The 11,823-nt window shown below is 75.3% G+C and carries 5 protein-coding genes; 3 read left to right on the top strand and 2 right to left on the bottom strand.

From position 1 onward, the window contains the following. The first annotated feature begins 8 nt into the window (after positions 1-8). From ACFVYI_RS05865 to ACFVYI_RS05855, 3 genes are all read left to right on the top strand, one after another. The gene (locus tag ACFVYI_RS05865) at positions 9-5,285 is read left to right on the top strand and encodes a beta-ketoacyl synthase N-terminal-like domain-containing protein (protein WP_387881898.1); all 5,277 of its coding nucleotides are present in this window, start codon (positions 9-11) and stop codon (positions 5,283-5,285) included. Between the two features lie 168 nt (positions 5,286-5,453). Continuing rightward, a complete protein-coding gene (locus tag ACFVYI_RS05860; protein WP_387881897.1) occupies positions 5,454-6,452 on the top strand; it encodes an ATP-binding cassette domain-containing protein in 999 nt (332 codons plus the stop codon). Next, entirely contained in the window at positions 6,449-7,288 is an 840-nt protein-coding gene (locus tag ACFVYI_RS05855) for an ABC transporter permease (protein WP_387881896.1), read from the top strand. Before ACFVYI_RS05860 ends, ACFVYI_RS05855 begins: the two co-directional genes overlap by 4 nt. Before the next feature lie 87 nt (positions 7,289-7,375). Here the strand turns inward: ACFVYI_RS05855 and ACFVYI_RS05850 are convergent, their stop codons facing one another. After that, entirely contained in the window at positions 7,376-8,023 is a 648-nt protein-coding gene (locus ACFVYI_RS05850) for an MOSC domain-containing protein (protein WP_387881895.1), read from the bottom strand. Positions 8,024-8,100: 77 nt separating this feature from the next. Continuing rightward, positions 8,101-11,823, bottom strand: a 3,723-nt coding sequence (locus tag ACFVYI_RS05845; protein ID WP_387881894.1) for an SDR family NAD(P)-dependent oxidoreductase, incomplete at its 5' end; no start/stop codon positions are given.

Genomic DNA, 11,823 nt, shown 5'->3' with positions numbered 1-11,823 from the left:
GGGGAGTGATGGTGCCCGTCCGTATCGACGACTACGCGATTGATCCGGCCGCCGACGAGAGCCGGCCGGGCCCTTCGGACGACCCGTCCGGCGGGGCCCTGCGCGGCCTCACGCTGCCGGCGGTCTTCGCCGCCGCCGTGCGCGCGGCCCCGGACGCGGTGGCGCTCACCGACGGGGACCGGTCACGGACCTGGTGCCAGTGGAGCACCGAGGTCGACGCGCTCGCCCGCGGTCTTCAGGAACTGGGCGTCGGCAGCGGCGACGTGGTCGCGCTGCAACTGCCCAACTGCTGGGAGTACGTGACGCTGCACCTGGCCGCCGCGGCCGTCGGCGCCGTGATGCTGCCGGTGCACCAGGGCAACGGCCCGGCCGAGGTGCGCGCGCTGCTGGAGCGGGTGGACCCGGCGGTCCTCGTGCTGCCGGCCGACCCGCCCGGGGCCGGTGACGGCCCCGGGGCGCTGCTGGCCGCGGTGCCCTCGCTGCGTGCGGTGCTGGTGGCCGGGGGAACCGCCGGGGGCGTCACCGGACCAGCCGATCCCCGGGTGCTCACGGTGGACCGGCTGCTGGCCGACTGGCTGGGCGGTGCCCCGCACCCGGTGGAGGTGCGCCCGGAGCAGCCGCTCGTCCTCGTCCCCTCCTCCGGCACGACCTCCGCCCGGCCCAAGCTCTGCCTCCACAGCCACGACGGCCTGCTCTCGAACACCGCGCCGGTGGCCGAGGCGGCCGCGGCGGCGTTCGGCAGCGCGGTCATCACCGCCTGCCCGCTCACGCACCTGTTCGGCCTGCAGTCGCTGCACACGGCGCTGTTCACCGCCTGCCGGCAGGTCCTGCTGCGCGGCTGGGACCCGGACCGGTTCCTGGAGCTGGCCCGGCGGACCGACCCGAGCGTGGTCTTCGCGGTGCCGGCCCAGCTGCACGACATCGTCACGCGCCTCGCGCAGGACGACGGACCGGTCGGCTTCCGCCCGCGCGAGGTACGGACGGCCGGCGCGGCCGTCGCGGGCGCGCTGGTCGCCGAGGTGCGGGCCGCGCTGGACACCAGCCTGGTGGTGGTCTGGGGGATGTCCGAGCTCGGCACCGGCACCTGCACCCGCCCCGACGACCCCGCCGAGGTGGCCGCCCACAGCGTCGGCCGGCCGACCGCCGGCGCGCGGGTGAGCGTCGTCCGCGAGGACGGCGAGCCGTGCCCGCCGGGCGAGGTCGGCGAGCTGCGCTACCGCAGCCCAGGCATGTTCCGGGGGTACTTCGGCGATCCGGAGCTGACCCGGGCGGCGGTCACCGCGGACGGCTGGCTGCGCACCGGCGACCTGGCGAGCGTCGACGCGTCGGGCCTGGTGCGCTTCCACGGGCGGGCGGCCGAGCTGATCAACGTCGGCGGCCGGAAGTTCAACGCCACCGAGGTCCAGGGCCTGCTGGCGGACCTGCCGCGGATCGGTCCGCTGGCCGTGGTCGCCCGGCCCGATCCCCGGCTCGGCGAGTACCCCTGTCTGGTCCTCACCGCTCGCGCGGCCGCCGTCACCGGCCTCGCCGAGGTGACGGCGTTCCTCCGCGAGCGCGGCGTGGCCGAGTACAAGATCCCGCTGGAGCTGGTGACCGTCGACGACCTGCCCCGCACCCCCGCGGGCAAGCTCCACCGCCGGGCGCTGGAGCAACTGCTCGCCGACGGCGGATTCTCGCCCGCCCCGGCCCCGTCGTCGGCATCGGCACCGCGCAGCCTCGCGGACGCCCTCGACCTGGTCCGGCGCTGCGTCACTTCGGTGCTCGGCCCGGACGCCGACGGGCCGCCGGCCGAACCCGACGCCACCTTCCGAGCCCAGGGGCTGGACTCGGTCCGCGCCGTGCGGCTGCGCAACCTGCTGGTCGAGGAGACCGGTCTGGCGCTCCCGGTCGCCCTGGCCTTCGACTTCCCCACCCCGGCGGCCGTCGCCGAACGGCTGGTCGACGGGGCCCGGCCGAGCGGTGCGGACGCGCCCGCTCAGCCCCGGAGCGGCCGGGACGACGAACCGATCGCCATCGTCGGGATGGCCTGCCGGCTGCCCGGCCGGGTGGCCTCGCCGGACGACCTGTGGACCCTGGTCGCGGACGGCGCCGACGCCGTCTCCGGCTTCCCCGTCGACCGCGGCTGGGACCTGGCCCGCCTGTTCGACGACGACCCGGACCACGCCGGCACCTCGTACGCCCGGGCCGGCGGGTTCCTGCACGACGCGGGCCACTTCGACGCGGAGTTCTTCGGGCTCTCGCAGCGGGAGGCACTGGCCACCGACCCGCAGCAGCGGCTCCTGCTGGAGACCGCCTGGGAGGCCCTGGAGCAGGCCCGGATCGACCCGACGACACTGCGCGGGAGCCGGACCGGTGTCTTCGCCGGGGCGATGTACCACGACTACGCGGCGCACCTGGCCAACGGCGGGGCCGGCGAGTTGGAGGGACTGCTCGGCATCGGCACGGCCGCGAGCGCCCTGGCCGGCCGGATCTCCTTCACCCTGGGCCTCGAAGGTCCGGCCCTGACCGTCGACACGGCCTGCTCCTCCTCGCTCGTCGCGCTCCACCTGGCCTGCCGGTCCCTGCGCTCGGGCGAGTCCTCCCTCGCCCTGGCCGGCGGCGTGGCCGTGATGGCGACGCCGACCTCCTTCGTCGAGTTCTCCCGGCTGCGCGCGCTCTCCCCCGACGGCCGGTGCAAGTCGTTCGCCCAGGCCGCCGACGGCGCCGGCTGGTCGGAGGGGGTGGGCCTGCTCGTCCTGGAGCGGCTCGACGACGCCCGCCGCCACGGACACCGGGTGCTCGCGCTGGTGCGCGGCTCCGCGGTGAACCAGGACGGTGCCTCGAACGGCCTCACCGCACCGAACGGGCCCGCGCAGCAGCAGGTCGTCCGACGGGCGCTGGCGGACGCGCGGCTGGCCCCGGCCGACGTCGACGCCGTCGAGGCGCACGGCACCGGCACCACGCTGGGCGACCCGATCGAGGCCGAGGCGCTGCTCGCGACCTACGGCCGGGCGCACACCGAGGACCGGCCGCTCTGGCTGGGGTCGGTGAAGTCGAACATCGGACACGCCCAGGCCGCCGCCGGCGCGGCCGGGGTGATCAAGATGGTGCAGGCCCTGCGGCACGGGGTGCTGCCCAGGACCCTGCACGTGGACGAGCCCGCCGCCCAGGTGGACTGGTCCTCGGGGGCGGTACGGCTGCTGACGGAGCCGCAGCCGTGGCCGGCGGAGCCCGGCCGGACGCGGCGGGCGGGCGTGTCCTCGTTCGGGATCAGCGGCACCAACGCCCATCTGATCCTGGAGGAGCCCGGGCCCGAGGCCCGCGAGACCGACCCGCCGCATGCCCAGGTCGTCGAGACCGACCCGCCGCTGCCCCGGCCCGGCGCCGCCGTGCCGTGGGTGCTCTCCGCCCGCAGCGAGCCCGCGCTGCGGGCCCGCGCACGGCAGCTCGCCGAGCACGTCGCGGCCCACCCCGAACAGTCCCCCCGCGACATCGCCTTCTCGCTCGCCACCACCCGGGCCCTGCACGGCGACCATCGGGCCCTGCTGGTCGGAGCGGATCCGGACCGGCTGCGGTCGACGGCGGCCGCACTGGCCGCCGGCTCCTCGTCCACGGGCACCGTGCCCGGGCGCCGGAACCGCGGCGGCCTCGCCTTCGCCTTCACCGGGCAGGGCAGCCAGCGGCTCGGCATGGGCCGGGCTCTCGCACGCGCGTTCCCCGCCTTCGACGCCGCCCTGCGGGAGATCTGCTCGCTGCTCGACCCGCTGCTGGAACGACCGCTCCTCCCGGTGATGTGGGCCGGGAGCGAGGACGCCGACCAGGCGGCGCGAAGCCGCGCACTGCTCGACCGCACGGGCTGGGCCCAGCCGGCGATCTTCGCCCACGAGGTGGCGCTGTACCGCCTCTTCGAGTCCTGGGGCGTGGTCCCGGACCGGTTGGTCGGCCACTCGATCGGCGAGATCGCCGCCGCCCACGTGGCCGGTGTCCTCTCGCCGGCCGACGCCTGCGTCCTGGTGGCGGCCCGCGGCCGGTTGATGGACGCCCTGCCGGCCGGCGGCGGCATGCTGGCCGTGCGGCTTCCGGAGCACGAACTCGTCCCATGGCTGGGCGACTTCACCGGTGCGGTGGCGGTCGCGGCGGTGAACGGTCCGCACTCGGTCGTGCTGTCGGGGGCTTCCGGTCCGCTGGCCGAGCTGGCCGCCCGGCTCGCCGCCGCCGGGCACCGGACCAAGCCGCTGGCGGTCAGCCACGCCTTCCACTCGCCCCTGATGGCGCCCGTGCTGGCCGACTTCCGGGACGCGATCGACGCGCTCACCCCGGCCGCCCCCGCCGTCCCGCTGGTCTCCGCGCTCACCGGCCGCGTGCTGACCGAGCAGGAGGCCCGGGACCGGGACCACTGGGTCCGGCACCTCGTCGAGCCGGTCCGCTTCCTCGACGCCGTCCGGTTCCTGCACGGCGAGCGGACCGACCGGTTCCTGGAGCTTGGCCCCGCCGCAGCGCTCACCCCGATGATCGACGAGTGCCTCGCCGGCTCCGGCGCCCTCCCGGGGGCGGCAACCGTCGTACCGACCGCTCCGAACGGCGGCCACGACGAGGAGCAGGCCGTTCTCGCCGCCGTCGCCCGGTTGCACCTCGACGGAGTCCCGGTGGACTGGGCCGCCGTGCTCCCGGGCGCCCGCTCCGTACCGCTGCCCACCTACCCCTTCCAGCGCCGGCGGTACTGGATCGAGGCACCGCAGAGGGCGACCTCCGCCACTCCCGTCGCCCCCGTCGCACCCGGACCGGCCGAGCTGTCGACCGACCGACCGGCCGAGCGGCTGGCCGACCGACTCGCCGGACTCGACGAGGACGCACAGGACGAGCTGCTGCTGCGCCTGGTCCTGACCGAGACCGAGGCGGTGCTCGGCGGCGACGCCCTGGACTCCGGCCTCGCCGCGCAGCCCTTCTCGGAGCTGGGCGTCAACTCGGTGAACGCGATCGAGCTGCGCAACCGGATCATCGCGGCCACCGGTGCCCACCTCCCCGCCACCCTGGTCTTCGACCACCCCACCCCGGCCGCGATCGCCGGGCTCGTCCGCGCGGAACTCGTCCGGCCCACGACGTCCTGGGGCTCGGCCGCCGCCGTCACCGACGCGCTGGAGCACCTGTTCGAGGCCGGCGCCGAACTCGACGCCGGCACGGCCGCGCGGCTCCGGGAACTCGTCCACCGCTGGGGCCCGGCCCCGGCGGGCGGCAACGGCCGACCCGACATCCGCTCCGCCACGGACGAGGAGCTCTTCCGGCTCCTGGACGGTGCCGGCGGTTAGGACCTCGCCGACCGGTCCTGCCGTTTCGCCCACCCCTCCTACCTCCCTGCCGACCTGCCCGAACCACGGACACCACCAGCCCAGCCGACCGGCGACCGATCGCCGGTCGGCTTTCCTCGCTCCACCTGTCACCCCCTCAACCGACCGTCCAACCGCGGGAGACCACCCATGACCGGGCCCACCCCTCCGCCGCCCCTCCCCCGCGCGCCCGGGGAGGTCATGATCGAGGCGCACGACCTGAGCAAGGTGTTCGGCAGCGTCCGGGCGCTCGACTCCGTGACCGTCTCCGCGCGCCGCGGAACCGTCCTCGCCCTGCTCGGGCACAACGGAGCGGGCAAGACCACCCTCGTCAACATCCTCACCGCGTCCCTGCCCCCCACCTCGGGCCGGGCCGCGGTCGCCGGCTTCGACGTCGTGCGCCAGCCCCGTGAGATCCGCCGGCGCATCGGCCTCACCGGCCAGTTCGCCTCGGTCGACGGCCACCTCGGCGGGCGCGACAACCTCGTCCTGCTCGCCCGGCTGCTGGGGGCCGACCGCCGGGCGGCCCGCGCACGGGCCGACGAGCTGCTGGACCTCTTCGCGCTGCGCGAGGTCGCGACCCGTCGGGCCGGCACCTACTCCGGGGGGCTGCGCCGGCGCCTCGACCTCGCCGCCTGCCTGGTCGGCCGACCGGAGGTGATCTTCCTGGACGAGCCGACCACCGGCCTGGACCCGTCGAGCAGGCTGCGCCTCTGGGAGATCGTGGAGGGCCTCGTCGCCGAGGGCACCACGGTCGTGCTCACCACGCAGTACCTGGACGAGGCCGACCGGCTGGCGGACTCGATCGTGGTGCTCGCCGCCGGGGCGGTGATCGCGAGCGGGACCGCGGCCGAACTCAAGGCCAGGGTCGGCCGACGCACCGTCACCGTCGCGCTGGAGGACTCGGACGATCCGCGGATCGCCGTCATGGCCCTGCGGGAGGCCGGACTGGAGCCGGTGAACAGTCCCACCGACGCCTCGATCGTGGTCCCCGTCCAGGCGTCGAGGGAGATGGCACGCGTGGTCCGGGCCCTCGACCGGGTCGGCATCGAGGCGGCCGAGCTGGCCTTCGCCGAACCGAGCCTCGACGACGTCTACCTCACCCTCGCGGCCCAGCCCGCGCCGTCCCCGGGAGGACCGATCGCATGACTACCAGCACGCGCACCGTGGTGCGAACCGGCGCGGTGGCCGCACCGCCCGCGCGATGGGCCGGCAGTTCGATGCTCCTGCAGATCCGGGTGCTCACCGGGCGGTCCCTGCGTGCCCTGGTGACCGACCCCGGTGTGGTGCTGTTCGGGCTGCTGCAACCGGTCGTCATCCTCTTCGTGCTCACCCAGGTCTTCAGCAAGATGGGGGCCCCGCCGCACTTCCCCGAGGGAGTCAGCTACCTCGACTTCGTCCTGTCGGCCGTCCTGGTCGACAACGCCGTGCAGTCGGCCGTGCAGTCCGGGGTCGGGCTGGTGGACGACATGAAGAACGGCATCGTGGCGCGGCTGCGCTCGCTGCCGATCCGCCCGAGCTCGCTGCTGGTCGCCCGCAGCCTCGCGAACCTGGTCCGCAGCGCGGTCCAGGCGGTCATCATCCTCCTGCTGGCCGTCACGCTGCTGGGCTACTCGCCGCGCGGCGGGGTCGCCGAGATCGCCGCCTCGGTCGGGCTGACCCTCTTCATCAGCTGGGCCCTGGGGTGGGCGTTCATCGCCGCGGGCGCCTGGCTGCGCCGCGCCGAACCGATGCAGAACCTCGCGATCATCGCCGTGCTGCCGATGATGTTCGCCTCCAGCGCCTACATCCCGGTCGCCGACCTGCCGGCCTGGCTGGGCGCGGTCGCCCGGGTCAACCCCCTGACCTACGCGATCGACGCCACCCGCGCCCTCGCCCTCGGCATCCCCGGTGCCGATGCCATCGTGCCCGCCCTGCTGTTCAGCGGTGCCATCGCGGCGATCGGCGCCGCCTGCGCGGTGCTCGGCTTCCGCCGTCCGATGTAGGCGGAACGGACGAGACAGTCCTCGGGCCCGGTCCTTCGCGAAGGACCGGGCCCCAGGACTGTCCGCCGGCGGTGACGGCCCGACCCTCTACGCGGAGCGCCTGCGGGCCAGTTCCTTCGCTTCCGACGGCAGTGCCTCGGCGGCAAGCAGTCGCGGCAGCAGTTCTGGTTCCAGGGTCATCGCACGGAAGACGAGCGCGACGGTCACATCGTGGTCGGGCCGGTGCACGATCTCGACCGGGTCGGCGGCACGGATGTCGCCGGGCTCGATCACGCGCAGATACGCTCCCGGCCGTGCGGCCTGCGTGAACCGCTTGATCCAGCCGTCACGCTCCAGCCAGCCCTGGAAGGTCGCACACGGGATCCGCGCGCACGACACCTCCAGGACGACGTCCGGCCCGATCCGCCAACGCTCGCCGATCAGGGCACCGTTGACGTCCAGGCCCAGGCTCGTGAGGTTCTCCCCGAAGGCGCCGTTCTTGAACGGCCTGCCCAACTCGGCCTCCCAGCCGTCGAGATCCTCTCGGGCGTAGGCGTAGACGGCCTGGTCGACACCGCCGTGGTGCTTGACGTCGTACACCCGGTCGCCGACAAGGCCGACCTCACCGGTGCCCTTGGGGCCGGGGGAGCTGACGGCGACCGGGCCGTGGACGGGCCGCTTGTCGATGCCTGTCGCCTCCAAACCCTTCCACGGGTTGGGCCGGGGCCTGCCGACATTGACGGAAAGCAACCTCATGAGGTGTGACGGTACGGCCTCGTCCACACTCCGGCGACCCATTTCCTCCGCACCTCCTGGAATCGATCGTCCAGCCGTCACGACAGGCCCAACTCCTTGTCCAGCAGGTCGAAGACGTCCTCGTCGGAGGCCGTGTCGAAGTCGAAGGCGGTGCCGGGGGCGCCGTCGCCGCGCAGGGCGGCCCACCTCGCCCTGATCACCTCCAGCCGGCCCGCGACCTGCTCGTGGAACTCCTCGCCGACCTCCAGGCCGGCGAACGCCCGCTCCAGCTTCTCCAGGTCGGCCAGGAGGGCCCCCGGCCCGGCCTCCGCGTCCGGAGCGAGCTCCAACAGCGCGAACAGGTGGTCCGTCAGCTCCAGCGTCGTCGGGTGGTCGAAGACCAGGGTGGCCGGCAACCGGACCCCGGCCAGGGCGCCCAGCCGATTCCGCAGCTCGACCGCCGTGAGCGAGTCGAACCCGAGCTCCTGGAAGGCCCGCTCCGGATCGACCTCCGTCCCGCCGGTGTGCCCGAGGACGGCGGCGACCTGGCCGCGCACCTCGTCCAGCAGGGCCCCGTGACGCTCGGTCCCGGCCAGCGCGGACAGCCGACGGACCACGTCGGCGGCGCCGGGGGCGCCCGTGACCGCGGTCCGCCGCAGGGGCGTGCGGACCAGCCCGCGCAGCAGCGCCGGCACCTCGCCCCGCGCCCGCAGCGCCGCCAGGTCCAGCCGGACCGGCACCACGGTCGGCTCCACACCGGCCACCGCGCTGTCGAACAGCGCCAGTCCGTCCGCCGCAGCCAGCGGCGGCATTCCGGCCCGTGCCATCCGCTGTGCGTCCGCCTCGCCGAGCCCGCCGGTCATCCCGCCGGTGCGGGCCCACGGGCCCCAGGCGAGGGACACCCCCGGCCGCTGCTGCGCCCGCCGGTGGCAGGCGAGGGCGTCCAGGAAGGCGTTGGCGGCGGCGTAGTTGCCCTGTCCCGGATTGCCGAGGGTGCCCGCCGCCGAGGAGAAGGTGACGAAGGCCGCGAGGTCGAGCGCCTCGGTCGCCTCGTGCAGGTTCCACGCGGCGTCCACCTTCGGCCGCAGCACCGCCGCCAGCCGCTCGGGCGTCAGCGAGCCGATCACTCCGTCGTCCAGGACGCCCGCCGCGTGCACCACCGCGCGGACCGGGTGACGCGCCAGCAGGTCGGCCACCGCGACACGGTCCGCGACATCACACGCCTCGACCGTCGCCTCCGCCCCCGACTCCGCCAGCTCGGCGACGAGTTCGACCACACCCTCGGCCTCCGCACCCCGGCGGCCCACCAGCAGCAGGCGCCGCACCCCGTGTGCGGCCGCCAGGTGACGGGCCACGAGCCGGCCGAGGCCGCCCGTCCCCCCGGTGACCAGCACCGTCCCGGCACCGGCCCACCCGGGGGCGGCCGCCGCATCCGGCTCCGGCACCCGGGCCAGCCGCGCCGCCAGCACCTCGCCGCCGCGCACGAGCACCTGCGGCTCGTCCAGCGCGGCGACCCACGCCGGCACGGTGTCCTCGGCGCCGGCCAGGTCCACCAGGCCGAACCGGCCCGGGTGCTCCGCGATCGCCGACCGCACCAGGCCCCAGACCGCCGCGCCGGCCAGGTCCGCGCCCGAGGTCGCACCACGCGTCACGAACAGCAGCCGCGAGGCCGCGAACCGTTCGTCGGCCGACCACGACTGCAACAGGCCCAGCACGCGCGCGGTCAGTGCGTGCACGGCCTCCGGCGTCCGGGCCGAGGCCACGCCGGACACCGGAACGAGCACCGCCGCCGGGACCTCCGGCAACGACGCCGGATCCGCGTCCGGCTCCAGGGTCACCTGCGGAACGGGGTCGGTGTCCGGCACCGGTACCGGCACCCAGTCGACGCGGAACATCGCGTCCCGGGCGACACTCCCCGACCCGCCCAGCTGCTCCGCGCTGATCGGCCTGACGACGAGCGACTCCGCCGAGGCCACCGGCGCACCGCTGACGTCCGCGACCGCCAGCGACAGACCGCCGGCAGCCGTGCGCGACAACCGCACCCGCACCGCCGAGGCACCGACCGCGTGCAGCGACACCCCGGACCACGAGAACGGCACCCCGCCCGAGGGCCCGCCCTCCCCAGCACCCGCCGCCACCGCGTGCAGGCTCGCGTCGAACAGTGCGGGGTGCAGGCCGAAGGAGCCGCCGTCCGCGCCCTCGGGCAACGCGACCTCGGCGAACAGGTCGTCGCCGAGGCGCCAGACCGCCCGGAGCCCCTGGAACACCGGCCCGTACGCGAACCCGGCCTCCGCAAGACCCTCGTAGAGGTCGGACACGTCGAGGGGCTCGGCCCCGACCGGCGGCCAGCTCGTCGCCTCGAACTGCGCCGGCACCGCCCCGCTGGTCAGCACGCCGCTCGCGTGCAGCGTCCACGGCTCCTGCGCGGCGTCGCCCCGCCGGGAGTGCACGCTGAGCGTCCGCCGCCCGTCGTCGTCCACACCGCCGACCGTCACCTGGACCTGCGCGCCGCCCTGCTCGGGCAGCACCAGCGGAGCGGCCAGCGTCAGCTCCTCGACCAGATCGCAGCCGACCTCGTCCCCGGCCCGCAGCGCCAGCTCCAGCAGCGCCGTCCCCGGCACCAGCACCGACCCGAGGACCACATGGTCCGCCAGCCACGGCTGGGACTGCACCGACAGCCGACCCGTGAACAGGAACCCCGCCGAGCCCGCAAGCTCCACCGCCCCCGAGAGCAGGGGGTGCTCGGCGGGCCGCAGCCCCAGCACCTCGGCGCCCCGGACGCCGCCGGGCAGAGCGGCGGGCCAGTAGTGCCGGTGCTGGAAGGCGTAGGTGGGCAGCTCGACGCTTCGGGCGCCGGTGCCGGCCAGGAGCGCCTTCCAGTCGACGGTCACACCGTGGACGTGGAGCGCGGCGAGCGCCTGGACCGCCGTCGTCTCCTCGTCCCGGTCCCTGCGCAGGACGGGGACGGTGAGGGCGTCCTCGGTGACGGACTCGCGGACCATCGCGGACAGCACCCCGTCCGGGCCCACCTCCACGAAGCGGGTGACGCCCTGGGCCGCCAGGGTCCGCACGCCGTCGGCGAAGCGGACCGCCTCGCGGACGTGGCGCACCCAGTACTCCGGCTCGCACAGTTCCTCACCCGTGGCGAGTCCGCCGGTGAGGTTGGACACGACGGGGATGGTGGGCGCCTTGAGCCGCAGTCCCGTGACCACCTGGCGGAAGTCTTCGAGTATCGGGTCCATCAGCGGCGAGTGGAAGGCGTGACTCACCCGCAGGCGGCTCGTCCTGCGGCCCTGCTGCTCGAAGTGGCTGCGGATCCGCTCCACCGCCTCCTCCGTGCCGGAGACCACGAGGGACACGGGGCCGTTGACCGCCGCGACCGAGATCAACTCGTCCAGGAGTGGGAGGACTTCGTCCTCGCCCGCCTGGACGGCGAGCATCGCGCCGCCCTCCGGCAGCGCCTGCATCAGCCGGCCACGTGCCGCCACCAGGGTGCAGGCATCGGCCAGCGAGAACACCCCCGCCACGTGGGCCGCGGCGACCTCGCCGATCGAGTGACCGGCCACGAAGTCCGGCCGCACGCCCCAGGACTCCAGCAGCCGGAACAGCGCCACCTCCACCGCGAACAGCGCGGTCTGGGCGTGCACCGTCCGGTTCAGCGCCTCCTCGTTCTCGCCCCACACCACCTCGCGGACCGCTGGCAGCTCCGCGCAGACCGCGTCGAAGGCCTCCGCGAACACCGGGAAGCGGCCGTACAACTCCCGGCCCATGCCGAGGCGTTGTGATCCCTGGCCGGAGAAGAGGAAGGCGCGCTTGCCCGC

Origin of the sequence: Kitasatospora sp. NPDC058218 (assembly GCF_042882445.1) — a bacterium.
Classification (GTDB): domain Bacteria; phylum Actinomycetota; class Actinomycetes; order Streptomycetales; family Streptomycetaceae; genus Kitasatospora.
Note: the sequence above shows the minus strand (reverse complement) of the source record. Positions and strands in the feature narration are given on the sequence as shown.

Bases quoted from the DNA above. Each gene is read 5' to 3' on its own strand.
- ACFVYI_RS05860 (WP_387881897.1), top strand. From the start codon at position 5,454: ATGACCGGGCCCACCCCTCCGCCGCCCCTCCCCCGCGCGCCCGGGGAG.
- ACFVYI_RS05865 (WP_387881898.1), top strand. From the start codon at position 9: ATGGTGCCCGTCCGTATCGACGACTACGCGATTGATCCGGCCGCCGAC.
- ACFVYI_RS05850 (WP_387881895.1), bottom strand. From the start codon at position 8,023: ATGAGGTTGCTTTCCGTCAATGTCGGCAGGCCCCGGCCCAACCCGTGG.
- ACFVYI_RS05855 (WP_387881896.1), top strand. From the start codon at position 6,449: ATGACTACCAGCACGCGCACCGTGGTGCGAACCGGCGCGGTGGCCGCA.